Genomic DNA, 24,856 nt, shown 5'->3' on the forward strand with positions numbered 1-24,856 from the left:
CACACACACAACGCCCGCGAACGCGCGCACCCCAAACCAAAAGCCGCAAAGGCACAACACCCCTGCGGCTTCTTCTGTGTCTCAATCCTCACATCGCGACGGGGCCGCGCGTGTTACGCCTGTTGGCTTTTGGGACGGCGCGACGGGCGGCGGGCGGGGCGTTTGTTGGCCGCGTTGTCCATCGGCTTGCCCGCAGGTTTCCCGGCCCCACGACCCGCACCACCCCCACGGGCGGGACGCGCGGCCGCCGCATGGGCCGGGCGTTCGCCGCCGATCAGGGGAATGTCCGCCTTCATCGCCTTTTCGATGGCGCGCAATTCGCCCAGTTCCGCGGGCGAACAGAACGCCACGGCGCGGCCATCACGACCGGCCCGCGCCGTCCGCCCGATCCGGTGGACATAGTTCTCCGGCACATTCGGCAGGTCATAGTTATAGACATGCGCGACCTGCGGAATATCCAGCCCCCGCGCGGCCACATCGGTGGCGACCAGCACATGGGTCTGGCCCTGACGGAACGCCTCAAGCGCGCGTTCACGTTGGCCCTGACTTTTGTTGCCGTGGATCGCGGCGACCGCAAAGCCCCATTTTTCCAACAGCTTGGCCAGCTTTTCACAGCCGTGCTTTGTGCGCCCGAACACCATGGCCAATTCGCCCGGATGCTTGGCCAGATATTCCGACAGCAGCGTCGCCTTGTCGCCCTGATTGACGAAATGCACGCCCTGTTCGATCTTTTTCGCGGCCTGACCCGGCGGGTTGACGGCCACGCGGACCGGATCGGTCAGATAGGTGTCGGCCAATTCCTCCATCAGCTTCGGCATAGTGGCCGAAAACAGCAGGGTCTGGCGATCACGCGGCAGCATCTTCGCAATCTTGCGCAGCGTATGAATAAAGCCGATGTCCAGCATCTGATCGGCCTCGTCCAGGACCAGATAGGTCGTCGCCTCAAGACTGATGGCGCGGCGTTCGATCAGGTCCATCAGACGCCCCGGCGTGGCGATCAGCACGTCCACACCGCGCGACAGGCGTTCGGTCTGCACATTGATCGATGCGCCGCCAACCACGCGAAAACTGCGAATCGGGGTGCCTTCGGCATAGGCATCAATGTTCTGCGCGATCTGAGTCGCCAGTTCCCGCGTCGGCGCCAGAATCAGCGCGCGGCAGGTTTTCGGATCGGGCTTTTTGCCGTATTTAATCAGCCGCGTCAGCATCGGCAGACCAAAGGCGGCGGTTTTGCCCGTCCCCGTTTGCGCCAGCCCCAGCACGTCGCGGCCCGCCACAACCGACGGAATCGCCTTTTCCTGAATGGGCGTCGGTTTGACCAGCCCCATAGCGGTGATGTTGGCATTGATGCGGTGATCAATCCCCATATCGGCAAACGGCCCGGTTTGCATGGGCGGGCGCGACGGCGCGCGGCGGCCTTCGTTTGCGATCGGTTCCGCGTGGCGCGGATTGGGTTTGGTGCCACGGTTAAAGCGGCGGTTTTTATTACGTTGTTCCATCATATCACTTTCACACGCCCCGCGCCCCCCTTATCGGGCAACGGGACAAGGGCCGCGTGTTGCGGCCAATCAAAGGGGGTGCAGACGCGATAGGGTGCCTGCAAGCCTCCCCGCGTGAATGGGAAACTGAAAACGGTGTGCCATCGGGGCAGAGTTCTGCGGCTGCTCACGCGGCAGCGGATGGCGACGTGTTGCAGATGGGGGCTGGTGGCGCGGATGTCAAGCGCGGTCGGCGCTGTCCAGCCAGATCGTCACCGGCCCGTCATTGGTCAGGCTGACCGCCATATCCGCGCCAAAGCGTCCGGTTTCCGTCGCAACACCCAGATCACGCAGCGCGCCCGCCAGCCGTTCATACAGCCGCCGCCCATCGTCCGGGGCGGCGGCGGATGAAAAACCGGGGCGGTTGCCGCTGCGCGTATCGGCGGCCAGCGTGAACTGACTGACGACCAAAGCGCCGCCGCCGATGTCCAGCAGCGACCGGTTCATCCGCCCCTGATCGTCGCGGAAAATCCGCAACTTGGCGATGCGCGCGGCCATTTTATCGGCGGCGTCGTCCGCATCGCCCTGCATCGCGCAGATCAGCACCAACAGCCCCGGCCCGGTTTGCCCGATGACCTGACCATCGACCGCGACGGATGCGTGGGTGACGCGCTGAATTAATGCCCTCATCTACGGCTCCATATTCCGAACAGGGCCATGCCGGACGCCATGGCCGCCGCGAATATCAGCACGGGAACCCCGCCATAGGCAAGGGACGCAATCGCCGGGCCGGGACATAAGCCCGCCAGCCCCCAGCCCAGCCCGAACAGCGCCGCGCCGGTGATCAGCCGCGCGTCGATGGTGGGCGGCGGGGGCGGCGGGGGTGCGTTTCTGGCCACGCGCCCGACCAGTCGCCCCACCCCATGCCACGCCATCAGCATCGGGATAATCGCGCCGGTCAGCACAAAGCCCAGCGTCGGATCCCATGCGCCGAACACATCCAGCCAGCCTTGCACCCGCGCGGGGTCGGTCATGCCCGACACCACCAGACCCGCGCCGAATAACCCGCCCGACAGGGCTGCGATGATCACCCTCATGCGGCACCTAAGGCGCGGGCGGCGATGACGGCGATGCCTCCGGTCAGCAGGTAAACCACGGTTGCCACAATGCCGCGCCGCGAAAACCGCGATATGCCGCACACGCCATGCCCAGAGGTGCAGCCATTGCCCAGCCGCGTGCCAAACCCCACCAGCAGCCCCGCCAGCACCAGAACCTCTGTTCCCGCGACCGGAGCCGCCGCCTGCGTCAGCCCAGCCGCCGCCATCAGCGCCGGCACCCCGATCAGCGCCGCGACAAAGGCCACGCATTCCGCGCTGCGCCCGCTGCCGTCGATCAGCCCGCCCATAATACCGCTGGCCCCCATCACGCGGCCATTGCCCAAGAGATACAGTGCCGCCGCGCCGCCAATCATCAGGCCGCCCAGCAGCCCCATTAACCAATCGTGATTCATCATCGCCCCGCCTTTATTGACGGGGCCAACATATTCCCATTTCGGAATGCGTCAAGGCTTCAGAAAAATCCCCACCACCACCATCATCAGCCCAATGGTGGACGCGGCCAATGCGCCCATATTGACCGCCAGCACGCCCTGCATTTTCTGGCGCAGGGCGTCGTCGTCCAGCCCCGCGCGGCGGGCGCGTGTCACGGTCAGGATGCACCAGACCAGTGCCGCCAGCCCCGCCATCGTCAGCGCAGCACCCGCCCAGATAATCATGTCATACATCACGCGATCCTTTCCGTTTCGCGCGGCTTAGCGGCGATTGCACCGCGCGGCAAGACCGCCTAACAGAGGGGCAAAACCATCATGAGGATCCCGCAATGGCGAATGATCAGGCCTATAATGTCGCCGCAGACGAGCTGCGCCAGTTCATCGAACAATATGAACAACTGGAAGCCGAGAAAAAAGACATCACCGAACGCCAGAAAGAGGTCATGTCCGAAGCCAAGGCCCGCGGCTATGACACCAAAGTGATGAAGAAAATCGTCGCTTTGCGCAAACGCGACCGCGACGACGTGGCCGAGGAAGAGGCGATTCTGGATCTCTATAAATCCGCCCTCGGGATGGAATAATCAGCGCTTCAGCCACGGGGCGTCGTCGTTTTCCTGCCATCCCGTGCGGTGCAGCAGCGGCGTGTCGTCGCTGCGTTCGGGCCAGCCGATGCACAGCCACGCCGCAAACCGCCAATCCGGCGGGGTGTCCAGCAACGCGGTGATCCGGTCGGGGTTCAGGATCGACACCATCCCCACGCCCAGATTCTGCGCCCGCGCCGACAGCCACAGCGCAAACACCGCCATCGACACCGATTGCATCAGCGTGTGCGGCATCGTCTGGCGGCCCAGCCCATGCCCCTGCGCCGGGTCATCCACGCAAAACACCGCCAATTGCACCGGCGCGGCGTCCAGCCCCGCCAGCTTTAGCGCGGTGTATTCGGCGCGTTTGTCGCCCTGATACCGCCCCGCTGCGGCGGCGTTGCAGGCCGCGAAATCGTCGCGCACGGCGGCGCGAATGGCGGGGTCATCCACGCGGATCACCCGCCACGGCCGCGCATTCCCGACAGAAGGGGCCAGACGCATCGCGGCCTCTAACCGGGCGATCATGGGTTCTGGCACCGGATCAGGTCGGAAATGGCGCACATCGCGCCGCCATGCCAACAGCGTCATCAGCGCATCATGATCGGCGGAGGAAAACTGCATCGGGCATCCTTGGGGTCTGCGTGGTCTTTTCATGGCGCGCGCGCCGGGCTATGGCGCGTCATGGCGAAACTGTATTTCCATTATTCCACCATGAACGCGGGCAAAAGCACGCTTTTGTTGCAGGCGTCCTATAATTACCGCGAACGGGGGATGGCGACGCTGCTGCTGACCGCCGCATTGGACGACCGCGCCGGCGCGGGCCGCATTGCCAGCCGCATTGGCATTGGCGACGACGCGCTGACCTTTTGCGCCGACACCGACCTGTTCGCGCTGATCGACATGCGGGGCCGCGACTGCGCCTGTGTGTTCATCGACGAAGCGCAATTTCTGTCGCGCGAACAGGTCTGGCAACTGGCGCGTGTGGCCGATGATCTGAACATCCCCGTCATGTGCTATGGCCTTCGCGTTGATTTTCAGGGCGAATTGTTCCCCGGATCAGCCGCGCTGCTGGCTTTGGCGGATGATCTGCGCGAAGTCCGCACCATCTGCCATTGCGGGCGCAAAGCCACCATGGTGATCCGCCGCGACGATCAGGGCCGCACCATCACCACCGGCGCGCAGGTGCAGGTGGGCGGCAACGAAACCTATGTGTCGCTGTGCCGCCGCCATTGGCGACAGGCGGTGTCCTGACCGGCGTTGCGGGTTCGCGGGGGTTGTTGTATCCACGAGGGCAAACAGGCAAGGAAATATCAGATGCGTGGATTGCTGTTGTGGATCGTCGCGGTGCTGGCTCTGGCGGCTCCGGTTCGGGCGTTTGATACCAATGCGACGGCGGCGTGGGTCTTGGACGTCAACACCCACACCGTGTTGATGGAAAAAAACGCCGATGCGCCGATCCCGCCCGCGTCGATGTCGAAACTGATGACGCTGTATATGCTGTTCGAGGCATTGGAGGATGGCCGCCTCAGCATGGACACCCAACTGCCCGTATCGACCAAGGCGCGTCAGATGGGCGGATCGACCATGTTCCTGAACGAACGCGACCGCCCCACCGTTGCCCAACTGATCAAAGGCATCATCGTGCTGTCCGGCAATGACGCCTGTGTCGTCGTCGCCGAAGGTCTGGCCGGGACCGAGGACGCCTTTGCCCGCCAGATGACCGAACGGGGCCGTCAGATGGGGCTGACCCATTCGACGTTCAAAAACTCGACCGGGTGGCCGCATCCCGAACACCGCATGTCGGCCGAGGATCTGGGCATCGTCGCCCTGCGCCTGATCGAAGATTTCCCCCAATATTACAGCGATTTCGCGCTGACCGAATACCGCTTTGACGACCGCGCGCCGTCGAACCGGTATAACCGCAACCCGATCCTGTCGCTGGGCATCGGGGCCGACGGCCTGAAAACCGGCCACACGCAAGAGGCGGGCTATGGTCTGGTCGGCTCTGCCCAACAAGACGGGCGGCGGGTGATTTTCGTCATCAGCGGGCTGCAAACCGACCGCGCCCGGGCCGAGGAATCCGAACGCATCGTCAACTGGGCCTTTCGTCAGTTTTCCATGCAAACGCTGGTTCCGGCGGGCGAAACCGTGACGCAGGCCCCCGTCTGGCTGGGGACGCAATCCCGCGTCGGGCTGACCGCGCAGAACGGGGTGAATGTGCTGATCCCCGCCGGTGCGCAGGATCGCGTCCGGGTCGAGGTGGTGTATGACAGCCCCATCCCCGCCCCCATTGCCAAGGGCGACCCGATCGGCCAGTTGGTCGTGACCGTCCCCGGCGCGCGCGACGCCATCACGCCGTTGATCGCCGCGCAGGACGTCCCCGAGGCGGGCTTTGCCGGGCGGATGAAGTTCGCGGTGATGCAACTGGCGCAACAGGCCATGCACGCCGCAGGCATCTGATGTTCATCAGTTTCGAAGGGATCGACGGCTGCGGCAAGTCCACTCAGGCGCGGATGCTGGCGGATGCTCTGCGCCGGGATGGCCGCGACGTGACCCTGACCCGCGAACCCGGCGGCAGTCCGGGTGCCGAAGAAATCCGCAACCTTCTGGTTCAGGGCGCGGGCGAACGCTGGTCGGCGGAAACCGAATGTCTGCTGTTCACGGCGGCGCGGCGCGACCATCTGGAACGGGTGATCCGGCCCGCTCTGGCGGCGGGGGGCGTGGTCATTACCGACCGCTTCGCCGACAGCACCCGCGTTTACCAAGGCACCACGCGCGGCGATTTGCGCGCCATGGTGGACCGGCTGCACGACCTGATGATCGGGGCGGAACCGGATGTGACCTTTGTCATCGACATTGCGCCCGAAACCGGGCTGGCGCGGGGCAAGGCGCGCGGCGGAGCCGAGGATCGCTTTGAAAACATGGGGCTGGCGTTTCAGGAACGGCTGGCGGCGGGGTTTCGCGCACTGGCCGCCGAATATCCGGGCCGGGTGCGGCTGATCGACGGATGCGGCACGCCTGAACAGGTCGCCGCCCGCGTCCGGGCCGCGTTGTGAAGGAACCGGATGACATCCCCGAACCCGACCGGGTTCCCGGCGCGCCGCATCCGCGCCATGCCCCCCGCGTCATCGGTCAGGATCAGGCCGTGCGCGATTTCATCGACGCCGTGCGGTCGGGGCGGCTGCATCACGGCTGGTTGCTGACCGGCCCGCGCGGCGTGGGCAAGGCCACGCTGGCCTGGGCCATTGCCCGCTGGATGCTGTCGGGCGCGGTCAGCGACGATCTGACCACCGACCCCGACGCCCCCGAAATTCACCGCATCACCGCGCTGTCAGAACCGCGTTTGCAGCTGATCCGTCGCCCATGGGACGACAAAGCGGGCCGCCTGCGGGCCGAGATCACCGTGGACGAAATCCGCAAACTGCTGTCGTTTTTTCACCTGTCGGCGGCGGGTGGCGGGCGGCGCATCGCGATTATCGACGCCGCCGATGACCTGAACCCAAACGCGGCGAATGCGCTGCTTAAGGTGCTCGAAGAACCGCCCGCCGACGCGCTGATCCTGCTGATCGCGCATCAGCCCGCCGGTTTGCTGCCAACGATCCGGTCGCGCTGCCGGACGCTGCGGCTGTCACCTCTGACGCCGGGGCAGATGGCGGGCATCCTGACCGATCACGGCATCCATGACGACGCGGACGCCTTGGCCGCGCTGTCGGGCGGATCGGTGGGCGAGGCGCTGCGCCTGTCGGGTCAAGACGGGCTGGATCGGTATCAGGAACTGGTGAACCTGTTCGCCACCCTGCCCCGTCTGGACCGTCTGGCGGCGGCGACATTTGCCGATGGCGCGGCGGGGCGTGCGGGCGCGGATGGCGACCCGTTCGATCTGACCATGACGCTGCTGGATGTGTTCCTGAACCGGCTGGCGCGCGCGGGGCTGATGGGCGCGCCCATCCCGCAGGCCGCGCGCGGCGAAGGCGCGGTCATGGCGCGTCTGTCCCCCGATGATCTGGCCGCGCGGGCTTGGGCGGATGCGCAGGCGCGGCTGTCGGCGCGGGCGCGGGCGGCGCGGGCGGTGAACCTTGACCCCGCCGCTTTGGTAATGGATATGGTTCTGGAATTGGGGCAGTTGCCGCCGGCGCTGTCCGCCCCACCCGCCAAAGGTTGACGGATGAATGATGCGGCCCCCCCGCCAATCGTGGACAGCCATTGTCATTTGGACTTTCCCGATTTCGACGGTGAACACGACGCCCTGATCGACCGCGCCCGCGCCTCTGGCGTCACGCGCATGGTCACGATTTGCACGAAACTGCGCCAGGAACCGCAGGTGCGCGCCTTGGCTGAACGGTTCGACGGCGTGTTCTATGCCGCCGGAACCCACCCGATGAGCGTGGCGACCGAGCCCATGGCCACGCTGGATCAGCTGATCGCACTGGCCGCGCATCCGAAATTCGTGGGGATTGGCGAAACCGGGCTGGATTATCACTATACCGCCGACAGCGCCGCGGTGCAGCAGGACAGCCTGCGCATCCATATTCAGGCCGCGCGCGCCACGCGGTTGCCGCTGATTATCCATTCGCGCGATGCCGATGACGATATGGCCCGGATTTTGGCGGATGAACACCGCAACGGCACGTTCAGTTGTGTGATGCATTGTTTCACCTCGTCCCCGGAACTGGCGCGGGCGGCCTTGGATTTGGGGTTTTACCTGTCCATGTCGGGCATCGCGGCATTTCCGCGATCGGGCGATCTGCGCGACATTTTCCGCGCCGCGCCCATCGACCGGATTCTGGTGGAAACCGACAGCCCCTATCTGGCGCCGCCGCCCTATCGCGGCAAACGCAACGAACCCGCCTATGTCGCGAAAACGGCGGCTGTGGGGGCGGACCTGTTCGGCATGGATTACGCGGAATTTGCTGCTCAGACATCCGCCAATTTTGACCGCCTGTTCTGGAAGGCCGCGCCATGATCCGCGCCACGATTCTGGGCTGTGGATCATCGGGCGGCGTGCCGCGCATCGGCAATAACTGGGGAACCTGCGACCCCACCAACCCCAAAAACCGCCGCCGCCGCTGTTCCTTGCTGGTGCAGCGTGTGGGCGCGGAAGGGACCACCACGGTTCTGATCGACACCGGCCCGGATCTGGTGCCGCAGATGCTGGATGCGGGCATCGCCACGCTGGACGGCGTGGTCTATACCCACGCCCATGCCGACCATGTCCACGGCATCGACGATCTGCGGCAACTGGTGTTCAACGCGCGGCAGATGCTGCCCGTCTGGGCGGATCGCGACACCGCCGATCAGCTGGTCAGCCGGTTCGGCTATGTGTTCACCACGCCCGAGGGCAGCTTTTACCCGCCCATCTGCGAACTGAACCTGATCGAAGGGCCAATCACCATCACCGGCGCGGGCGGGCCGGTGCGGCTGATCCCGTTCCGGGTGCAGCATGGCGAAATCACCGCTTTGGGGTTCCGCATCGGCGGGCTGGTTTACCTGCCCGATGTGTCGTCGATCCCGGATGCCGCTTGGCCGCTGATCGACGGCGCGCCCGTGTTTATCTGCGACGCGCTGCGCCCGGTGCCGCATCCCAGCCACGCGCATCTGGATCTGGCACTGGAATGGATGGCCCGCGCGCAGAACCCGGCGGGCGTGTTAACCAACATGCACTTTGACATGGACTATGCCACCGTCGCGCGGATCTGCCCGCCGCATATCCGCCCGGCCTTTGACGGGATGGAGATTGACACGACCGCCGACACCCCGGACCTGCCCGCCGCATTATGACCGCGCTGTTCACGATCATTCTGCCGGTGTTTTTGGTCGTGGGCTTTGGCTATGTCGTCGCGTGGCGTGGCTGGTTCCGCGAAGGGTCGGTCGATGGGCTGATGATGTTCGCGCAGAATTTCGCCGTGCCGATGCTGCTGTTTACGTCCATGGCGCGGCTGGACCTGTCCACCGGGTTTCGGGCGGCGCTGTTGGTGCCGTTCTATGCCGGAGCCTTTGCCAGCTACGCGATTGGGTGGAGCGCGGCGAAATTCGCCTTCAGACGCCCGCCGATGGATTGCGTGGCGATTGGGTTTGTCTGCCTGTTTTCCAATTCGCTGCTGTTGGGGGTGCCGATCACGGAACGCGCCTATGGCACCGACGCGCTGCTGGGGAATTGGGCGATCATCGCGCTGCATTCGCCGCTGCTCTACACCTTTGGCATCACGATGATGGAGTTCACGCGCGCCCGTGGAACCGGCCTGTCGGTCGGGCGCGTGGCGATGCGGGCGCTGTCGGGGGTGGCGCGCACGCCGCTGGTCATCGGCATCCTGTGCGGGCTGGCGGTGAATCTGATGATGGCGCAGGGGCTGATCCTGCCCGAAGGGTTCTGGGCCGCCGTGGATATGATCGCCCGCGCCGCCCTGCCCGCCGCGCTGTTCGGCTTGGGCGGCGTGCTGCATCGTTACCGCCCCGAAGGCGATGCTGGCCCCATCATCATCTGCTGCGCCTGCGCGCTGATCCTGCATCCGGCGATCACGCTGGGGCTGGGGCGCGTGATGGGGCTGGACAGCGCCGGGATGCGGTCGGCGGTGATGACCGCGGCCATGGCGCCGGGGGTCAACGCCTATCTGTTCGCCAATATCTATGGCGCGGCGCGACGGGTGGCGGCGTCCGCCGTGCTGGTCGCGACCGCGCTGTCGGTGCTGTCGGTGTGGATGTGGCTGGCGGTGCTGCCTTAATCGGCGGTTTCAGCCGCTAGGGCCTTTTCCAACTGCGGCAAAAACCGCTGCGTGTAATCATCGCGGATCAGCGGCCCGGCATGGCGGTATAACACCTCACCCCGGCTGTTGATGATAAAGGTCTCGGGCGGCGCGCTGACGCCCCAGTCAATCGCCACACGCCCGCGCGGGTCGTTGCCGATCGCTGCAAACGGATCGCCATCCACGGCCAGAAACGACAGCGCGTTATCGTCATTATCGCGCAGCGCGACGCCGTAAACCGGCATCTGCTGCGACAACTGCATCAGCGTGGGATGTTCAGCGCGGCAGGGCGGACACCAGCTGGCCCAGAAATTCACCAGCTTGACCCCCGGTTCGCGCAGCATATCGTCGGTCAGTTGCACCTTACCGGGCAGCGTTTCAACCGGGACAGAGGGCGCCGCTTGCCCGACAAAGGCCGACGGCAGCGCCTGCGGATCATCGCGGTTCATGCCCCACAAAAACATCGCGGCCAGCCCGGCAAAAGCCAGTGGCGGCAGCGCAACAAGAGGCGAGATTTTAGCCATTCTTGCGTCCCTCGTGCTGGTCCAGATCACGGCGGGCGCGGGCATTGGCGGCGACCGTCTGCCAGATCAGCCCGCCCAGCAGCGCCAGCGAAATCCCCCAGGACGCCAGAACCGTGACCGCGTATTTTCCCAAATCCATCATGCGCGCAATTCCCGTGCTTGCAGTGCCGCCAGACGACGGCGGCGAATCTCGGTGCGGGTGCGAATCAGCATCAGCGCCAGAAACAGCAACCCAAACCCCGCCATCGTCAGATAGAGGGGGTAACGGTAAACCGCGCTCATGCGTTCGCCCGATTGGACCGACAGCGACGCGCCCTGATGCAGCCCTTGGTTCCAGAACAGCACAGCATAACGCGACAACAGCGCAAACAGCGATCCGACCAGACACAGAACGCCGGTCAGATCGGCGGCGCTGTCGGGATCATCGACCGCCGACCACAGCGCCATATAGCCCACATAAAACAGAAACAGGATCAGGAAACTGGTTAATCTGGGATCCCATTCCCACCACGTCCCCCACATAGGTTGCCCCCACAGCGCGCCGGTGATCAGCGCAATCAGCGTCATGATCGCGCCAATCGGGGCGGCGGCGCGCGCGGCCAAGGCGCTGACATGGTGGCGGCGGATGATCCAGATCAGCGATGCCACCAGCATCATCACCCAGATATTGATCGCCATCATCGCCGCCGGGACATGCAGGAACACGATTTTGACCGTGGACCCTTGGCGGAAATCATCGGGCGTCATGAACCCCCAGACCAGCCCGCCAACACAGGCGATTGCGGCGGCCACAACGACGAAGGGCAGCACCTTATCGGTGGTGCGCATGAACTTGACGGGGTTTGCGTATTCCCAGATCGACATAGGCTGTATCTATCCCCCGGCGGGCTGTGGCTCAAGCCTTGGCTAGCGCAGATTAACGCGCAGCGCAGCCGCTGCGGCAAAAGGTATCAGGGCGATGACGCCCAGCGTGATGCCCGCCTGAAACACCAGCGGAGTCGTAACGGGCGCGCCTTCGGAACCGCGGCGGATGATCTCGGCCCCGAAAATCAGCGTCGGGATATACAGCGGCAGCACCAAGAGCGACAGCAGCAACCCGCCCCGGCGCAGGCCAACGGTGATCGCCGCACCAAACGCGCCCAGCATCGACAGCGCAGGCGTGCCAATCAGCAGCGACAGCACCAGCCACGGCACCGCCGCCCCCGGCAGATGCAGCAACAGACCGAATACCGGCGCGGCCACGATCAGAGGCAGGCCGGTGGTCAGCCAATGGGCGAATGCCTTGATCGCGACCGTGCCTTCCAGCGGAATGGGCGCGGTTGCCAGCAGGTCCAGACTGCCATCTTCGTGATCCAGTGCAAAGATGCGGTCCAGCGACAACAGGCAGGCCAGCAACGCGCCGACCCACAAAATCCCCGGCGCGACGGGGGCCAGCGTGTTGCCCCCCGGCCCGACCCCAAACGGCACAAGCGCGCACAGGATCAGGAAAAACGCCACGCCCAGACCGAATCCCCCGCCCGCGCGGGTGGCCAGTTGCAGGTCGCGGATCAGCAGGGCCTTCATGCGAATGCCTCGTTAAAGCCTGCGGGACGGGCGGCGCGTCCGGGGGCGGCGCGATAAGGGGTCAGGTCCAGAACGCGGGCCTCGGCCAGACCCAGATCAATATGCGTGGCCATCAGCGCCGCCCCGCCCGACGCCAGATGCGCGCGGATCACGTCGCCAAACCGCGCCACCGATGCCGCATCCAGCGACACCGTCGGTTCATCCAGCACCCAGATGGGACGCCCGCTGACCAACAGCCGCGCCAGACCCAGACGGCGTTTCTGCCCCGCCGACAGCGCCGCCGCCGGACGATCGGCAAGCGCGCTCAGGTCCAGTGCCGCAAGCGCGCGCTCCACCTGCCCGCCGCCGAAAATCGCGGCCCAAAAGGCCAGATTTTCCGCCGCCGTCAGCGCGCCTTTCAACCCATCGGCATGGGCGGCATAGGCCACGGCGTCGTCGGGCATGGTGATGGTGCCGTCAACCGGCGCTTGCAGCCCGGCGATTGTGCGCAGCAGCGTGGTTTTGCCGATGCCGTTGGGGCCGCGCAGGATCAGCGCCTGCCCGGCCTGCACATCAAAACTGACGCCCTGAACCGTGCGCAACCCGCCACGCGATACGGCCAGATTGTGAACGGTCAGCAGCGTCATACCGGCAACAGCGCGCAGGCAACGCGGCGGCCTTCGGACAGGGTGACGTTGTAAATGCGCGCGGCTGTGGACGAGGCCATGGGTTCCACCTGTATACCCACACCCGCCAAAGCATCGACCAGATCGCGCGGGGCATAGGCGATGTCAGCGCCCATCCCCAGAAACAGCACATCCACCCGACCACCCAAAGCGACCAGCGGGGCCAGATCGTCCAAGCCGCCCCACGCAATCGCGGTGTCCTGTTCCACGATGACCGGGCCGTGATGCACCTGCCCGCCCACGCGGAAAAAGCCGGGGCCGAACCCGTCAATCGCCGCCGCGCCTTCGAATTCGGACGGGCGCAGGGCCATCAGCCTTCCTCGGCGCCTTCGAAGGGGGAAACGGCTTTGCGCTTTTTCGGCTCTCCGTCATTGCCCCAGTCGCGTTTGACGCCCAGCCACAGGACGAAGTAGTTCGCGACATAGATCGACGAATAGGTCCCGATGATGATGCCCAGCGTGATCGCCGAGACAAAGCCCCGGATCACATCGCCGCCCAGCACCACAAGCGCAATCAGCGCCAGCAGCGTGGTTCCCGACGTCATCACCGTGCGCGACAGCGTTTCGTTCACCGACAGGTTGATCAGATCGCGCAGATCGCGTTGTTTGAATTTGATCAGATTTTCGCGCAGGCGGTCATACACAACCACGGTGTCGTTGATCGAATAGCCCACAATCGTCAGCAGCGCCGCAATGGTGGTCAGATCGAACCGGATCTGGAACAGCGCGAAAATGCCAATCGTGATGACCACATCATGAAACAGCGACACAATCGCGCCCACGGCAAATTGCCATTCAAACCGCACCCAGATATAAATCGAAATCCCGATCAGCGCCGCCAGCACCGAATAAATCGCGGTGTTGATCAATTCGCCCGACACCTTGGGACCAACCGATTCGACGGACGGGAAGGTGATCGAAGGCTCGACGGTCTTCAGCGCCTCTTCGACGGCGGCAATGATTTCGGGGGTGATCGCCTCGGCCCCGTCCTGCGCGCTGATGCGGACCTGCGCGACATGCTGATCGGCGCGGAAACTGGGGTCAAAGACCTGCGTAATCGCAACATCGCCCAGATCCATATCCGACAGCGCCGCGCGATAGGCGGCGACATCGACGGGTTGGGTCGCCTCGGTCCGGATGGTGGTGCCGCCGCGGAAATCGATGCCGAAATTCAGCCCGTTCACGAACAGCAGCACAACCGACGCCACGCACAGGAACACCGACAGGGCAGAGGTTACATACTGCCACCGGATAAAGTCGAAATTCGTGTTGTCCGGGACCAGTTTAAGACGAAAGGCCATGTTACACCTCGACGGTTTTGGGGCGGGCGCGTTCAAACCACATCACGGTCAGAAGGCGGGTGACATACAGCGCCGTAAAGACCGAGGTGATCAACCCGATGGTCAGCGTCACGGCAAACCCTTTGACCGGGCCAGAGCCCAGAACAAACAGAATCCCCGCCACGATCAGCGTGGTGATGTTGGCGTCCACAATCGCCGACATCGCCTTTTCATAGCCCAGTTCAATCGCACGCGCCGGACCGCGCGCAGTGCGCAATTCTTCGCGGATGCGTTCGAACACCAGCACATTGGCGTCAACCGCCATGCCGATGGTCAGCACGATCCCGGCGATGCCCGGCATGGTCAGCGTGGCCCCGATCAGCGACAAAATCGCAAACATCAGCGCCATGTTCAGCAGCAGCGCAATCGACGCGAACACGCCGAACAGCCCGTAACACGCCACCATCAGCACAATCACCGCGACAAAGCCAACCGCGCCCGCGATTTTACCCGCGTCGATGCTGTCTTGCCCCAGTTCGGGGCCGATGGTGCGTTCTTCCAGAAAGTTCAGTTCCGCCGGCAGCGCACCCGCGCGCAGCAGCACGGCCAGACGGCTGGCTTCGTCAAAGTTCATCGACCCCGAAATCTGGCCCGACCCGCCGGTGATGGCGGAACGGATGGTGGGGGCGGAAATCACTTCGTTATCCAGCACAATCGCGAAAGGCTGGCCGATATTGGCGGCGGTATAGTTGCCGAACGCGCGCGCCCCGGTCGGGTTAAACCGGAAATTAACCGAGGGCATCCCGTTTTCATCGGTCGCGGGCATGGCATCGACCAGTTCTTCGCCCGTCACCACCGGCGAGGCGTCCAGCGTGTAAAACAGCCCCGGATTATCCACGGATGGCAACACCATCTGCCCCGCAGGCACCAAAGCGGCCGCATCGCTGCCGATCCCCAGAACGGGGTTAAAGGTCAGTTGCGCCGTGGTGCCGATCAGCGCCTTTAGTTCATCGGCGGACCCGATGCCGGGAACTTGGATCAGAATACGATCTTCGCCCTGACGCATGATGGTGGGTTCGCGGGTGCCGACTTCGTCCACGCGGCGGCGGACGATTTCCAGCGATTGCTGGATCGTGCGATCGTCGGTCAGCGATTTTTCCGCATCCGACATTTGAATCGTGATGACATTGCCGCGCGTGGTGATGGCCAGCGATTGCTGGCCCACTCCGGTCAGCGTCTGCACCGGCGTGCTGAAGGTGCGGGCGATTTCAACCGCGCGGGTCATGGCATCGGCATTGCCGATTTCCACCGACAGCACGCCATCGGGCGCGTTCACGCGGCGCACCGCGCCGATGCGGTCGCGTTCGGCGGTCAGCGCGCGGCGGTATTCCGGCCACAGCGAATCCATCCGCGCCTTATAGACCTGTTCGACCTTGACTTCGCCCAACAGATGCGCGCCGCCGCGCAGGTCCAGACCCAGATTGACCAGACTGGAGGGCAACCACCCCGGCCAGCCATCCCGCGCCGCCTGCAATTCGGGCGTGGTCACGCCGGTTGCAGTGATGGTTTTGACGGCATCGTTATGCGCCTCGACCCGGGGATAGAAAATGTTCGGCATCGAAAACAGCAAACCAAGGGCGCAAATGGCCCAGATCAGAATGCGCTTCCAGCGGTCAATCTGCAACATAGTGGCTTACGCCTTTCAGTTATTGGCGGCGACGGGGGTTGTGGCGGTCACAACCTGACTGATGCTGGCGCGCACCACGCGAACACGAACACCGGTCGCGATTTCGACTTCCAGTTCGTCATCGCGAACCGACGTGATTTTGCCCAGGATACCGCCTTGCGTCACAACCTGATCGCCTTTTTTGATCGCGGCGACCATGTCGCGATGTTCGCGCAGGCGTTTTTGCTGCGGGCGGATCATCAGGAAATACATGATCGCGAAAATCAGGATCAGCGGGATGAACTGGGCGAATGCCGCACCGGCACCACCACCAGCGGCCTGAGCGTAAGCGGGGGTCACAAACATAAGCAATCCTTTCGGGCTTGGGGGCGACACCCGTGGCGCCGACCTGTCTATTTGGCGCGCAACCTATCGCCGCCGCCCGCCCTTGGCAAGAAAGGCGGGCGCGTGGCATGGCAACGCCTGCGTGATCTAGTGCGCGGGCTGGGCGCGTTCCACCAGCCGGGCGAAAAAACTGGCCCCGATGGGCGCGATGTCGTCATTGAAATCAAAGCCGGGATTGTGCAGCCCCGGCCCTATGCCTTGGCCCAGAAACAGGTAACAGCCCGGACGTTCGGCCAGGAAATAGCTGAAATCCTCGGCCCCCATTTCGCGGCCTGCGTCGTCATGAACCAGGGCATCGCCGGAAATATCGCGCGCGACCTGCACGGCAAAGGCGGTTTCCGCGGCGTCATTCACCGTCGCGGGATAGCCCTGTTGGTAATCCAGCCGCACCGCCACGTCATAGGCCGCCGCCTGCCCGTCGCAAATCTGCGCCATGCGCCGCGCCACCATGTCGCGCACCGCAGGGTCAAAGGTGCGCACCGTGCCGCAGATATAGGCCCCGTCCGGCACGATATTATCCGCGCTGCCCGTATGGATCTGCGTCACCGACAGCGCCAGTTCCTGCAACGGGTTGTGATTGCGGCTGGAAATCGTCTGGATCGCGTTCACCACCCCCACGGCGGCAACAATCGGGTCGGCGGTCTGATGCGGCATCGCGCCATGCCCGCCCCGCCCCTGAACATAGATTTCGAACGTATCAACCGCCGCCATGATCGGGCCGGAGGTGGTGTGGAAACTGCCCACCGGCTGATTGGGGTTGGTGTGCAGCGCAAACAGCCGCGAAATGGCGAATCGGTCCAGAATACCGGCGCGGGTCATGACATCGGCGCCGCCTCCGCCTTCTTCGGCCGGTTGAAAGATCAGCGCGACCCGGCCCGCGAAATTGCGCGTTTCCGCCAGATATTTCGCCGCCCCCAGCAGCATCGTGGTGTGGCCGTCATGGCCGCAGGCATGCATCATTTCCGGCACGCGGGACGCCCATTCCGCGCCCGTGGTTTCGGCCATGGGCAGCGCGTCCATATCCGCGCGCAGGCCAATGGTGGGGCCGTCCCCCTGCCCGTTGATGATCGCGACGATGCCGGATTCCGCGATGCCGGTGTGAATCTCATCCACGCCAAAGTCGCGCAGGCGTTCCACGACAAAAGCCGCTGTTTCGTGGCAATCAAACCCCAATTCCGGGTGCTGATGCAGATGCCTGCGCCATGCGGTCATCTGGTCAGTGAAATCGGCAATTCGGTTCAAAACGGGCATGGTGGACTCGCGCGGCTGGCTGTGGCAATCGGGCCGCATCTTGCCCCAGCCACAGGACGCCCGCAATGGCCCAACCGCCCCGCGATCCCGCCGCCGAAATCACCCGCCTGATCGACATCATGGCCGCGCTGCGTGACCCCGACACGGGCTGTCCGTGGGATATTGAACAGACATTCGCCACAATCGCCCCCTACACCATCGAAGAAGCGCACGAAGTCGAAGACGCCATCACCCGTCAGGCATGGGACGAATTGCCCGCCGAATTGGGGGATTTGCTGTTGCAGGTGGTGTTTCATGCGCAAATGGCGTCCGAAGATGGCATGTTCGATTTCGCCGATTGCGCCGCCGCCATTTCGGATAAGCTGATTTCGCGTCATCCGCATGTGTTCGGCGACGAATCCCGCGACAAAACCGCCGAACAGCAGGTCGCCGATTGGGAAGCGATCAAGGCCCAGGAACGCGCGGGCAAGGCCGAACGCGGCACGCTGGACGGGGTGGCCTTGGGCCTGCCCGCGCTGACGCGGGCGGTGAAACTGCAAAACCGCGCGGCGCGTGTGGGCTTTGACTGGCCCCATGCGGGCGATGTGCTGGACAAACTGGCCGAGGAAACCGCCGAGCTGGTCGCCGCCCACGACATGACCGCTGATGACCGTCAGGAAGAATTCGGCGATCTGTTATTCGTCATGGCTAATCTGGCGCGGCATCTGAAGATTGACCCGGAACTGGCGCTGCGTCAGGCGAATACGAAATTCACCCGGCGGTTTGAATATATCGAAGCCGCCCTTGCCACCGAGGGCCGCCGCCCCGCAGACAGCGATCTGGCCGAAATGGACGCGCTGTGGAACGCGGCAAAACGCGCCGAACGCGGCACGCCCGATTAAGTATCGGGCGTTTTGTAATCGTCGGAATCGCGATCCGGTTCGGCGTCCGTGTTGTGGGTCAGCTCGTCGGCGGTGACCTCTTCGCCGCTGCGGATCAGACGGCGTGAGGACGGAACCTCGGGCGATCCGGCGATGCGGTCGCGGTGCAGCGCGACGCGCCCCAACAGCATCAGCGTGACCGGGGTTGTGATCATCACGAAACAGCCGATGACCAATTCGTGAATGATCGTCCGCCCGTCCAGCCACGAAAACAGCCCCATCGACGCCAGCAAAATGCCCGCCGCGCCCCAGCTGGTCCCCATAGTCGGCGCGTGGATGCGGTCATAGAAGCTGCGCAATTGCAGCAGGCCCAGCGTCCCCAGCAGCGTCAGCCCGCTGCCCAGCAGCACGAAAAACGCGACCGGAATCGCCAACCACAGCGGGATTGCGTCCAGATGGGTCATTCGATCACCTCGCCACGGATCAGGAACTTGGCCAACGACACCGTAGCGACAAAGCCCAGCATCCCGATGACCATGGCCCCTTCAAAGAAAAACGGGCTGCCCATGCGCATACCGGTGACGATCAGCAGTAACATCGCCGTGACATAGAGCGTATCCAGCCCCAGAACGCGATCCTGCGCGCGCGGGCCGCGCACGGTGCGCACAAAGGCCAGACAGGCCGCAACGCCCAGCAGAAACTGCGCAACCGACAGCGCCATCAGCAAAATCATTCCGCCGGTCATGCAAAAGCCTCCATCAGCAGGGATTCGTAGCGGGTGCGGATCAGCGTCCGCCATTCGTCTTCGTCCACCATATCAAAGACATGCAGCAACAGGATGCCGCTGTCGGAATCGTATTCCAGCCATGCCGTGCCGGGGGTCGCGGTCAGGATAATCGCCAGCAGCGCCAAAGGCGCCGGGTCGCGCAACTGCAACGGGATTTCGACAAAGGCCGATTTGCGTTTGCCATGCCGCCCGCGCGTCAGAATCAGCGTGGCGACGGCGATATTGGACCGCACGATGTCCGCCGACACAATCGCCATCAGCCGGATCAGCGCGGGGATGGACCGGATGCGCACGGCCTCGGGTTCCAGGGGGCGGAACGCCATCCCGGCCATGATGGCAAGCGCGGAACCCAGCACCAGCTGGCCCAGCGAAAACCGCGTCAGCAGCAGCCACATGAACAACAGGACCAGCGACAGCATGGGATGGGGCAGGATACGCTTCATTGGCTGTTCTCCATCACCTCGACCGCGCGGGGGGCGTCCAGAACGCCGTCCACATAGACGGTCTGGCGGTGCAATGCCTCGGCGGTGTTGCGCATAAACCGCATCACATCTTCGGCCTGAACGGTCATGATCACGATCATCCCCAAAAGCGCGATGATCGGCGCGATTTCCAGCGGCATCACCCGCGGCGCGATGCCGTCAGACGCCCAGAAGGTCTGAATACCAATGCGGATCAGCCCGATCAGCGTCGCCAGACCGGCCAGAATAACAATGGCGACAAAGGCCCAGCCCATCGGCGCATCCAGAAGCGGCGACCCGATCATCCCGCGCAGCATCACCAATTTACCGATGAAGCCCGACAGCGGCGGCAACCCGGCAAGCGCGATCAGACAGCCGACAAAGCACAGCGCCAAAATGGTCAGAGTTGCCGGAACCGACAATCCGTCGCTGCCTTCGCGTTCGTCTTCGGTCAGGTCCAGACCATAGGCGTCGGCGGTCAGCGCCAGAAGGTCGGCGATGCCGCCTTCTTCGCGGCTCATGGGTTCGATCAGCAGGAACAGCGCACTGGTCGCCAGCGTGGAACTGACCAGATAAAACAGCGCCCCCGACAGCATTTGCGTGCCGCCTCCGGTGACGGTAAAGCCGATGACCGACAACAGCGTGCCGGATGAAATCAGCACCAGATGCGCGGCCACGCGGCCAATGCCCTGCGATCCCAAGACGCCCAGAATCCCGAACACCATCGTCGCCAGACCGCCCATAATCAGCACCTGCCCGCCGAACCCGGCGGACGGCCCCGCGCCTTCGCCGACCAGCAGCGTGGACAGGCGCAGGATGATATAAACGCCGACCTTAGTCATGATCGCAAACATCGCCGCGACCGGCGCCGCGCCCGCCATATAGGCCGTGGGCAGCCAGAAGGACAGCGGCCAGACACCCGCCTTCACCAAGAACGCCAGCCCCAGAATGGCAATGCCGGTATGCAGCAAGGGCCGGTCGCCCGCAGGCATCAGCGGCACGATATTGGCCAACTGCGCCATGTTCAGCGTGCCTGCAACGCCGTAAATGATCGACACGCCGATCAGGAACAGCAGCGAGGCCGCCAGGTTGATCGCGATGTAATGCAGCCCCGCGCGCACCCGCAACTGACCCGAGCCATGCAGCAACAGGCCATAAGACGCGGCCAGCATCACCTCGAAGAACACGAACAGGTTGAACAGATCGCCCGTCAGAAACGCGCCGTTGATCCCCATCAGCAGGAACTGGAACAGCGAATGAAAATGCTGCCCCTGCCGATGCCAGAACGCCGCCGAATAGATCAGCGCGGGCAGCGCCAAAAGCCCCGTCAGCACCAGCATCATCGCCGCCAGACGGTCGATGACCAGCACAATCCCGAACGGCGCCGCCCAGTCCGCCAGCAGGTAAAACCCGATATCGTTGCCGTCGGACAGAGGCCCGCCCTTGGACTGGTTCAGCAGCTTGACCGCGACAAACAGCATCGCCAGCACCGACAGAATGCTGATGGCCATTTTTTCGCGCCGCTGTTTGTCTTCATACAGCAGCATCAGCGCGCCCGCGAACAGCGGAATCAGGATGGGCGCGATAATCAGGTGGTTCAGCACGTTGGTCATTGGGTCTCACGCTCCTTCCCGTCCACATGGTCGGTTCCGGTCAGACCGCGCGACGCCAAAATCACCACCAGAAACAGCGCCGTAGTGGCAAAGCTGATGACGATGGCGGTCAGAACCAAAGCCTGCGGCAGCGGGTCGGCATAGGTGGTCGGGTCAATCATCCCGCCTTTGGGCATGATCGGCGGACCGCCCAGCGTGATGCGCCCCATCGAAAAGATGAACAAATTCACCGCATAGGACATCAGGCACAAGCCCACGATCACCTGAAAGGTGCGGGGCCGCATCAGCAGCCACACACCGGACGCGGTCAGAACGCCAATCGCAGCGGACAGAACGATTTCCATCAGGCAGTCTCCTTTGCGGTGTCTTTGTCGGCGTCATGTTCGCGCAGGCGCGCCAGACGCAGCGACTGGTGCGCAATCGCGATCAGCAGCAGCACAACCGCCCCCACAACGACCATGTAAACGCCCACATCAAACGCCATGGCCGTGGCCGCCGGAACCGCGCCGATGAACGGAATGTCGATATACTGTGCATGGGCCGTCAGGAACGGATAGCCAAAGGCAAACGCCCCCAGCCCGGTTCCCAGCGCAATCAGCAGGCCAATCCCCATCCAGCGGATCGGCAGCACGTTCAGGCGCGCCTCGACCCAGCGGACATTGTTGCCCAGATATTGCAGCATCAGCGCAATCGCCAGCGTGACACCGCCCGCAAAGCCTCCGCCCGGCAGATCATGCCCGCGCAAGAAGAAATAGGCCGACAGCATAATGATCGCCGGGAACATCCACCGCATGATGACCGACGGCACCAGCAGATAATCATGCAGAGATTCCGCTTCACGCGCGCGTTGCTGATCCAGACTATAGGCGCGGTCCTGCGGCGGGCGGAAACGACGCAGCAGCGCGTAGACCGTCAGCGCCACGATGGTCAGAACCGCGATTTCGCCAAAGGTATCAAAGGCGCGGAAATCGACCAGCACCACGTTCACCACATTGGTGCCGCCGCCTTCGTAATAGGCGTTGCGCAGGAACCAGTCGCCCACATTCGGAACCAAGGGCCGCGTCATGATGATATAGGCGATCATCGCCACGCCAAAGCCCGCAACGGATGCCACCAGAAAATCCCAACTGCGGCGGATGCGCGCGCGCACGGCCCGGTCTCCGGCGATTTCTTCGTTCCGTTTCGGCAACCACCGCAGGCCCAGCAGCAGCAGCACCGTGGTGACGATTTCGACCAAGAGCTGCGTCACCGCCAGATCGGGGGCCGAAAACCACGCAAACGTCACGCAAGTCACCAGCCCCGCGCCCCCCAGCAGCACCAGAGAGGCAAAGCGGTGATATTTCGCCTGCATCGCCGCGCCGACCCCACAGGCCGCGCCGACAATCCACATCAGCGCGAATGCCGGGTGCAGGTCGTTCGAAATCGCGCGCGGCGTCGTCAGCGGCCCGCCCCACAGGATCAGCGCAACCGCCGCAATCGTCAGCAGCGTCATGATCCGCAGCTGCGGCTGCAACCGTTCCGTGCCGAACAAATGATGCAGAACGCGCGGCTGACGCCAGGTCAGTTCAAACAGGGCGACCTCGAACACGCGCTGACCACGGATGTTGTGCAACAGCGGCGGGCCTTCGGGGCCTTCGGCGATCTGGCGCTTAAACGCCCAATACAGCGCGCCGCCAATGACGATGCCCAAAATGCTCAGGATCAGCGGCAGGTTCACCCCATGCCACAGATAGATCGAGGTATAGGGCATATCCGGCCCCACCACCGACCGCGCGGCAATGTTCATGACCGGCACCACCAGCCCCGGCATCAGACCAATCACCACACTGGCCGCAACCAGCAATTCGACGGGGCGGCGCATCCATGCGGGCGGCTCGTGCGGGGTGGGGTTGGGCAGGTCCGTGGTTTTGGGGCCGAAAAACACCGCATGAACCAGACGCAGCGAATAGGCGACGCCGAAAATCGCGGAAATCAACCCAAGGATCGGCAGCGCGTTGTCCAAGACCGACCCGTTATGCGTTTCGGTCAGCAGGGTCAGGAACATTTCTTTCGACAGGAACCCGTTCAGCGGCGGCAGGCCTGCCATGGCCGCCGATCCGATAATCACCAGCGTCCCCGTAATCGGCAGATACGCCATCATCCCCGACAATTTGCGCATGTCGCGCGTGCCGGTTTCATGGTCGATAATCCCCGCCGACATGAACAGCGACGCCTTGAACACGGCGTGGTTCAGAATGTGGAAAATCGCCGCGAAAATCGCCGCCGGGCTGCCAATCCCGGCCAATGCGGTGATCAGGCCCAGATGGCTGATGGTGGAATAGGCCAGCAACCCCTTCAGATCATGGCGGAACAGCGCCACCACCGACCCGATAATCAGCGTCGCCATACCCGTGCCGGTGACCAGCCAGAACCACAGATCCGACCCACCCAAAGCGGGCGAAAACCGGATCAGCAGGAACACCCCGGCCTTAACCATGGTGGCGCTGTGCAGAAACGCGGATACCGGCGTCGGCGCGGCCATAGCGCCCGGCAGCCAGAAATGAAACGGAAACTGCGCCGATTTCGTGAACGCGCCCAGCAAAAACAGCACCAATGCCAACGGATACAGCGGATGCGCGCGGATCACATCGCCGGCCCACAGCACGCGGTCCAAATCATAGCTGCCGACGATCTGACCAATCACGATCATCGACAACAGCAGCGCAAGGCCCCCGGTCGCGGTGATAATCAACGCCATACGCGCGCCGTCGCGGGCCGACTGGTTCTGATACCAATACCCGATCAGCAGGAACGAAAAGATCGAGGTCAGTTCCCAAAACACCACCAGCATGATGATGTTGCCCGACAGCAGCATCCCCACCATGGCGCCGGTAAACGCCATGAGGAACGAATAAAACCGCGGCACCGGGTCGGTTTTCGACATATAGAACCGCGCATACAGCACGACCAGCACGCCAATCGCCAGAACCAGCGTGACAAACATCCACGCGAACCCGTCCATGCGGAAATTCAGGTTCAGCCCGATGGACGGCATCCATTCGAGCGTGCCACGGATCACGCGGCCTTCGTCGATGGTGTCGTAAAGGCCCGCCATAATCGCAAGGCCCCCGGTCAGGAACAGCCCCGACACCCAAGCGGCGGCGGTGCGCCCATGCTGCGGCAGCGTAGCGCAGGCAATCGACGCGATAAAGGGCAACAACACCAATGTCAGGATCAGGTTCTGGTCGATCATTCCGGTCTGGTCCCTTTCGTCATCGGCATCACGCAGCCCCAAAGATCAGGCGCGGCAAGGCATCGTCCAAAAGGGCGACCGCAATTTGCCTGTCCGGGGTTTTGCCTTTCCTTAAACGCCCCGCCCCCGGTTTTTCAATAGCGCGCGCATGACAAAACCGCCGCCTGTCACGAAAACGTCAAGCGCGCCAAACAAAAAC

At 63.8% G+C, this 24,856-nt stretch carries 31 protein-coding genes; 9 read left to right on the forward strand and 22 right to left on the reverse strand.

Annotated features, from left to right (window positions below; all coding sequences use genetic code 11):
* Positions 1 to 113 precede the first annotated feature (113 nt).
* The 5 genes from Q4G20_RS07620 to Q4G20_RS07640 all read right to left on the reverse strand — a co-directional run bounded on the left by Q4G20_RS07620 (position 114) and on the right by Q4G20_RS07640 (position 3,261).
* Positions 114 to 1,367 carry a DEAD/DEAH box helicase gene (locus Q4G20_RS07620; protein WP_303342897.1) on the reverse strand — a complete coding sequence of 418 codons (1,254 nt, stop codon included), beginning with the start codon at positions 1,365 to 1,367 and terminating at the stop codon, positions 114 to 116.
* A 351-nt stretch (positions 1,368 to 1,718) separates the two neighbouring features.
* The gene (gene dtd / locus Q4G20_RS07625; RefSeq protein ID WP_303342826.1) at positions 1,719 to 2,168 is read right to left on the reverse strand and encodes a D-aminoacyl-tRNA deacylase; all 450 of its coding nucleotides are present in this window, start codon (positions 2,166 to 2,168) and stop codon (positions 1,719 to 1,721) included.
* A complete protein-coding gene (locus tag Q4G20_RS07630; RefSeq protein WP_303342827.1) occupies positions 2,165 to 2,575 on the reverse strand; it encodes a DUF6691 family protein in 411 nt (136 codons plus the stop codon). The genes dtd and Q4G20_RS07630 overlap by 4 nt, the downstream gene beginning before the upstream one ends.
* Complete coding sequence (locus Q4G20_RS07635) at positions 2,572 to 2,988, reverse strand: YeeE/YedE family protein (RefSeq protein WP_303342898.1); 417 nt, start codon at positions 2,986 to 2,988, stop codon at positions 2,572 to 2,574. Before Q4G20_RS07635 ends, Q4G20_RS07630 begins: the two co-directional genes overlap by 4 nt.
* A 51-nt stretch (positions 2,989 to 3,039) precedes the next feature.
* Positions 3,040 to 3,261 carry a hypothetical protein gene (locus tag Q4G20_RS07640; protein ID WP_303342828.1) on the reverse strand — a complete coding sequence of 74 codons (222 nt, stop codon included), beginning with the start codon at positions 3,259 to 3,261 and terminating at the stop codon, positions 3,040 to 3,042.
* Between the two features lie 95 nt (positions 3,262 to 3,356).
* On the opposite strand from Q4G20_RS07640, the gene Q4G20_RS07645 reads away from it, so the two are divergent.
* Entirely contained in the window at positions 3,357 to 3,608 is a 252-nt protein-coding gene (locus Q4G20_RS07645; RefSeq protein WP_303342829.1) for a DUF2312 domain-containing protein, read from the forward strand.
* On the opposite strand, the gene bluB is transcribed toward Q4G20_RS07645, so the two are convergent.
* A complete protein-coding gene (gene bluB / locus Q4G20_RS07650; RefSeq protein WP_303342830.1) occupies positions 3,609 to 4,232 on the reverse strand; it encodes a 5,6-dimethylbenzimidazole synthase in 624 nt (207 codons plus the stop codon).
* A gap of 60 nt (positions 4,233 to 4,292) precedes the next feature.
* Here bluB and Q4G20_RS07655 point away from each other — a divergent pair, with 60 nt between their 5' ends.
* From Q4G20_RS07655 to Q4G20_RS07685, 7 genes are all read left to right on the forward strand, one after another.
* Positions 4,293 to 4,862, forward strand: a complete 570-nt coding sequence (locus tag Q4G20_RS07655) for a thymidine kinase (protein ID WP_303342831.1) — start codon at positions 4,293 to 4,295, stop codon at positions 4,860 to 4,862.
* 63 nt (positions 4,863 to 4,925) lie between these two features.
* Positions 4,926 to 6,071 carry a D-alanyl-D-alanine carboxypeptidase family protein gene (locus Q4G20_RS07660; RefSeq protein WP_303342832.1) on the forward strand — a complete coding sequence of 382 codons (1,146 nt, stop codon included), beginning with the start codon at positions 4,926 to 4,928 and terminating at the stop codon, positions 6,069 to 6,071.
* Positions 6,071 to 6,667: a dTMP kinase gene (gene tmk / locus Q4G20_RS07665; RefSeq protein WP_303342833.1), complete on the forward strand. Its 597-nt coding sequence runs from the start codon at positions 6,071 to 6,073 to the stop codon at positions 6,665 to 6,667. Before Q4G20_RS07660 ends, tmk begins: the two co-directional genes overlap by 1 nt.
* The gene (locus Q4G20_RS07670) at positions 6,664 to 7,773 is read left to right on the forward strand and encodes a DNA polymerase III subunit delta' (protein ID WP_303342834.1); all 1,110 of its coding nucleotides are present in this window, start codon (positions 6,664 to 6,666) and stop codon (positions 7,771 to 7,773) included. The genes tmk and Q4G20_RS07670 overlap by 4 nt, the downstream gene beginning before the upstream one ends.
* A gap of 3 nt (positions 7,774 to 7,776) precedes the next feature.
* On the forward strand, positions 7,777 to 8,574 hold the full coding sequence (locus Q4G20_RS07675) for a TatD family hydrolase (protein WP_303342835.1): 798 nt from the start codon (positions 7,777 to 7,779) through the stop codon (positions 8,572 to 8,574).
* On the forward strand, positions 8,571 to 9,389 hold the full coding sequence (locus Q4G20_RS07680) for an MBL fold metallo-hydrolase (protein WP_303342836.1): 819 nt from the start codon (positions 8,571 to 8,573) through the stop codon (positions 9,387 to 9,389). The genes Q4G20_RS07675 and Q4G20_RS07680 overlap by 4 nt, the downstream gene beginning before the upstream one ends.
* A complete protein-coding gene (locus Q4G20_RS07685; protein ID WP_303342837.1) occupies positions 9,386 to 10,330 on the forward strand; it encodes an AEC family transporter in 945 nt (314 codons plus the stop codon). The genes Q4G20_RS07680 and Q4G20_RS07685 overlap by 4 nt, the downstream gene beginning before the upstream one ends.
* Here the strand turns inward: Q4G20_RS07685 and Q4G20_RS07690 are convergent.
* From Q4G20_RS07690 to Q4G20_RS07735, 10 genes are all read right to left on the reverse strand, one after another.
* Positions 10,327 to 10,875 (reverse strand): DsbE family thiol:disulfide interchange protein, encoded by a 549-nt coding sequence (locus Q4G20_RS07690; RefSeq protein ID WP_303342838.1) that lies wholly within the window; start codon positions 10,873 to 10,875, stop codon positions 10,327 to 10,329. The two genes, Q4G20_RS07685 and Q4G20_RS07690, sit on opposite strands and share 4 nt — an antisense overlap.
* On the reverse strand, positions 10,868 to 11,017 hold the full coding sequence (gene ccmD / locus Q4G20_RS07695) for a heme exporter protein CcmD (protein ID WP_303342839.1): 150 nt from the start codon (positions 11,015 to 11,017) through the stop codon (positions 10,868 to 10,870). The genes Q4G20_RS07690 and ccmD overlap by 8 nt, the downstream gene beginning before the upstream one ends.
* The gene (locus Q4G20_RS07700) at positions 11,014 to 11,739 is read right to left on the reverse strand and encodes a heme ABC transporter permease (RefSeq protein ID WP_303342840.1); all 726 of its coding nucleotides are present in this window, start codon (positions 11,737 to 11,739) and stop codon (positions 11,014 to 11,016) included. Before Q4G20_RS07700 ends, ccmD begins: the two co-directional genes overlap by 4 nt.
* Before the next feature lie 42 nt (positions 11,740 to 11,781).
* Positions 11,782 to 12,438 carry a heme exporter protein CcmB gene (gene ccmB, locus Q4G20_RS07705; protein WP_303342841.1) on the reverse strand — a complete coding sequence of 219 codons (657 nt, stop codon included), beginning with the start codon at positions 12,436 to 12,438 and terminating at the stop codon, positions 11,782 to 11,784.
* Complete coding sequence (ccmA, locus tag Q4G20_RS07710; RefSeq protein WP_303342842.1) at positions 12,435 to 13,064, reverse strand: heme ABC exporter ATP-binding protein CcmA; 630 nt, start codon at positions 13,062 to 13,064, stop codon at positions 12,435 to 12,437. Before ccmA ends, ccmB begins: the two co-directional genes overlap by 4 nt.
* Complete coding sequence (locus tag Q4G20_RS07715; protein ID WP_303342843.1) at positions 13,061 to 13,414, reverse strand: Mth938-like domain-containing protein; 354 nt, start codon at positions 13,412 to 13,414, stop codon at positions 13,061 to 13,063. Before Q4G20_RS07715 ends, ccmA begins: the two co-directional genes overlap by 4 nt.
* A complete protein-coding gene (gene secF / locus Q4G20_RS07720) occupies positions 13,414 to 14,403 on the reverse strand; it encodes a protein translocase subunit SecF (RefSeq protein ID WP_303342844.1) in 990 nt (329 codons plus the stop codon). The genes Q4G20_RS07715 and secF overlap by 1 nt, the downstream gene beginning before the upstream one ends.
* A gap of 1 nt (position 14,404) precedes the next feature.
* Positions 14,405 to 16,069: a protein translocase subunit SecD gene (secD, locus tag Q4G20_RS07725; protein ID WP_303342845.1), complete on the reverse strand. Its 1,665-nt coding sequence runs from the start codon at positions 16,067 to 16,069 to the stop codon at positions 14,405 to 14,407.
* Between the two features lie 15 nt (positions 16,070 to 16,084).
* Positions 16,085 to 16,414 (reverse strand): preprotein translocase subunit YajC, encoded by a 330-nt coding sequence (gene yajC, locus Q4G20_RS07730; protein ID WP_303342846.1) that lies wholly within the window; start codon positions 16,412 to 16,414, stop codon positions 16,085 to 16,087.
* A gap of 126 nt (positions 16,415 to 16,540) precedes the next feature.
* On the reverse strand, positions 16,541 to 17,704 hold the full coding sequence (locus Q4G20_RS07735) for a M20 aminoacylase family protein (RefSeq protein ID WP_303342899.1): 1,164 nt from the start codon (positions 17,702 to 17,704) through the stop codon (positions 16,541 to 16,543).
* Positions 17,705 to 17,769: 65 nt separating this feature from the next.
* Between Q4G20_RS07735 and mazG the strand changes: the two genes are divergently transcribed.
* Positions 17,770 to 18,585 carry a nucleoside triphosphate pyrophosphohydrolase gene (mazG, locus tag Q4G20_RS07740; RefSeq protein WP_303342847.1) on the forward strand — a complete coding sequence of 272 codons (816 nt, stop codon included), beginning with the start codon at positions 17,770 to 17,772 and terminating at the stop codon, positions 18,583 to 18,585.
* On the opposite strand, the gene mnhG is transcribed toward mazG, so the two are convergent.
* The 6 genes from mnhG to Q4G20_RS07770 are packed head-to-tail and all read right to left on the reverse strand — an operon-like array spanning position 18,582 to position 24,657.
* Positions 18,582 to 19,028, reverse strand: coding sequence for a monovalent cation/H(+) antiporter subunit G (gene mnhG, locus Q4G20_RS07745; RefSeq protein ID WP_303342848.1), 447 nt, complete (start codon positions 19,026 to 19,028; stop codon positions 18,582 to 18,584). The two genes, mazG and mnhG, sit on opposite strands and share 4 nt — an antisense overlap.
* Positions 19,025 to 19,309 (reverse strand): K+/H+ antiporter subunit F, encoded by a 285-nt coding sequence (locus Q4G20_RS07750; protein ID WP_303342849.1) that lies wholly within the window; start codon positions 19,307 to 19,309, stop codon positions 19,025 to 19,027. The genes mnhG and Q4G20_RS07750 overlap by 4 nt, the downstream gene beginning before the upstream one ends.
* Positions 19,306 to 19,794, reverse strand: coding sequence for a Na+/H+ antiporter subunit E (locus tag Q4G20_RS07755; RefSeq protein WP_303342850.1), 489 nt, complete (start codon positions 19,792 to 19,794; stop codon positions 19,306 to 19,308). Before Q4G20_RS07755 ends, Q4G20_RS07750 begins: the two co-directional genes overlap by 4 nt.
* On the reverse strand, positions 19,791 to 21,425 hold the full coding sequence (locus tag Q4G20_RS07760) for a monovalent cation/H+ antiporter subunit D (protein ID WP_303342851.1): 1,635 nt from the start codon (positions 21,423 to 21,425) through the stop codon (positions 19,791 to 19,793). Before Q4G20_RS07760 ends, Q4G20_RS07755 begins: the two co-directional genes overlap by 4 nt.
* On the reverse strand, positions 21,422 to 21,769 hold the full coding sequence (locus Q4G20_RS07765; protein ID WP_303342852.1) for a Na+/H+ antiporter subunit C: 348 nt from the start codon (positions 21,767 to 21,769) through the stop codon (positions 21,422 to 21,424). Before Q4G20_RS07765 ends, Q4G20_RS07760 begins: the two co-directional genes overlap by 4 nt.
* Positions 21,769 to 24,657, reverse strand: a complete 2,889-nt coding sequence (locus tag Q4G20_RS07770) for a monovalent cation/H+ antiporter subunit A (protein ID WP_303342853.1) — start codon at positions 24,655 to 24,657, stop codon at positions 21,769 to 21,771. Before Q4G20_RS07770 ends, Q4G20_RS07765 begins: the two co-directional genes overlap by 1 nt.
* Positions 24,658 to 24,856 lie beyond the last annotated feature (199 nt).

Source organism: Paracoccus sp. (in: a-proteobacteria), from assembly GCF_030538495.1.
Taxonomy (GTDB): domain Bacteria; phylum Pseudomonadota; class Alphaproteobacteria; order Rhodobacterales; family Rhodobacteraceae; genus Paracoccus.

Excerpts from the sequence above, each read along its gene's own strand:
- Q4G20_RS07620 (WP_303342897.1), bottom strand. The coding sequence starts at position 1,367 with ATGGGGATTGATCACCGCATCAATGCCAACATCACCGCTATGGGGCTG.
- dtd (WP_303342826.1), bottom strand. The coding sequence starts at position 2,168 with ATGAGGGCATTAATTCAGCGCGTCACCCACGCATCCGTCGCGGTCGAT.
- Q4G20_RS07630 (WP_303342827.1), bottom strand. The coding sequence starts at position 2,575 with ATGAGGGTGATCATCGCAGCCCTGTCGGGCGGGTTATTCGGCGCGGGT.
- Q4G20_RS07635 (WP_303342898.1), bottom strand. The coding sequence starts at position 2,988 with ATGAATCACGATTGGTTAATGGGGCTGCTGGGCGGCCTGATGATTGGC.
- Q4G20_RS07640 (WP_303342828.1), bottom strand. The coding sequence starts at position 3,261 with ATGTATGACATGATTATCTGGGCGGGTGCTGCGCTGACGATGGCGGGG.
- Q4G20_RS07645 (WP_303342829.1), top strand. The coding sequence starts at position 3,357 with ATGGCGAATGATCAGGCCTATAATGTCGCCGCAGACGAGCTGCGCCAG.
- bluB (WP_303342830.1), bottom strand. The coding sequence starts at position 4,232 with ATGCAGTTTTCCTCCGCCGATCATGATGCGCTGATGACGCTGTTGGCA.
- Q4G20_RS07655 (WP_303342831.1), top strand. The coding sequence starts at position 4,293 with ATGGCGAAACTGTATTTCCATTATTCCACCATGAACGCGGGCAAAAGC.
- Q4G20_RS07660 (WP_303342832.1), top strand. The coding sequence starts at position 4,926 with ATGCGTGGATTGCTGTTGTGGATCGTCGCGGTGCTGGCTCTGGCGGCT.
- tmk (WP_303342833.1), top strand. The coding sequence starts at position 6,071 with ATGTTCATCAGTTTCGAAGGGATCGACGGCTGCGGCAAGTCCACTCAG.
- Q4G20_RS07675 (WP_303342835.1), top strand. The coding sequence starts at position 7,777 with ATGAATGATGCGGCCCCCCCGCCAATCGTGGACAGCCATTGTCATTTG.
- Q4G20_RS07680 (WP_303342836.1), top strand. The coding sequence starts at position 8,571 with ATGATCCGCGCCACGATTCTGGGCTGTGGATCATCGGGCGGCGTGCCG.
- Q4G20_RS07685 (WP_303342837.1), top strand. The coding sequence starts at position 9,386 with ATGACCGCGCTGTTCACGATCATTCTGCCGGTGTTTTTGGTCGTGGGC.
- Q4G20_RS07690 (WP_303342838.1), bottom strand. The coding sequence starts at position 10,875 with ATGGCTAAAATCTCGCCTCTTGTTGCGCTGCCGCCACTGGCTTTTGCC.
- ccmD (WP_303342839.1), bottom strand. The coding sequence starts at position 11,017 with ATGATGGATTTGGGAAAATACGCGGTCACGGTTCTGGCGTCCTGGGGG.
- Q4G20_RS07700 (WP_303342840.1), bottom strand. The coding sequence starts at position 11,739 with ATGTCGATCTGGGAATACGCAAACCCCGTCAAGTTCATGCGCACCACC.
- ccmB (WP_303342841.1), bottom strand. The coding sequence starts at position 12,438 with ATGAAGGCCCTGCTGATCCGCGACCTGCAACTGGCCACCCGCGCGGGC.
- ccmA (WP_303342842.1), bottom strand. The coding sequence starts at position 13,064 with ATGACGCTGCTGACCGTTCACAATCTGGCCGTATCGCGTGGCGGGTTG.
- Q4G20_RS07715 (WP_303342843.1), bottom strand. The coding sequence starts at position 13,414 with ATGGCCCTGCGCCCGTCCGAATTCGAAGGCGCGGCGGCGATTGACGGG.
- secF (WP_303342844.1), bottom strand. The coding sequence starts at position 14,403 with ATGGCCTTTCGTCTTAAACTGGTCCCGGACAACACGAATTTCGACTTT.
- secD (WP_303342845.1), bottom strand. The coding sequence starts at position 16,069 with ATGTTGCAGATTGACCGCTGGAAGCGCATTCTGATCTGGGCCATTTGC.
- yajC (WP_303342846.1), bottom strand. The coding sequence starts at position 16,414 with ATGTTTGTGACCCCCGCTTACGCTCAGGCCGCTGGTGGTGGTGCCGGT.
- Q4G20_RS07735 (WP_303342899.1), bottom strand. The coding sequence starts at position 17,704 with ATGCCCGTTTTGAACCGAATTGCCGATTTCACTGACCAGATGACCGCA.
- mazG (WP_303342847.1), top strand. The coding sequence starts at position 17,770 with ATGGCCCAACCGCCCCGCGATCCCGCCGCCGAAATCACCCGCCTGATC.
- mnhG (WP_303342848.1), bottom strand. The coding sequence starts at position 19,028 with ATGACCCATCTGGACGCAATCCCGCTGTGGTTGGCGATTCCGGTCGCG.
- Q4G20_RS07750 (WP_303342849.1), bottom strand. The coding sequence starts at position 19,309 with ATGACCGGCGGAATGATTTTGCTGATGGCGCTGTCGGTTGCGCAGTTT.
- Q4G20_RS07755 (WP_303342850.1), bottom strand. The coding sequence starts at position 19,794 with ATGAAGCGTATCCTGCCCCATCCCATGCTGTCGCTGGTCCTGTTGTTC.
- Q4G20_RS07760 (WP_303342851.1), bottom strand. The coding sequence starts at position 21,425 with ATGACCAACGTGCTGAACCACCTGATTATCGCGCCCATCCTGATTCCG.
- Q4G20_RS07765 (WP_303342852.1), bottom strand. The coding sequence starts at position 21,769 with ATGGAAATCGTTCTGTCCGCTGCGATTGGCGTTCTGACCGCGTCCGGT.
- Q4G20_RS07770 (WP_303342853.1), bottom strand. The coding sequence starts at position 24,657 with ATGATCGACCAGAACCTGATCCTGACATTGGTGTTGTTGCCCTTTATC.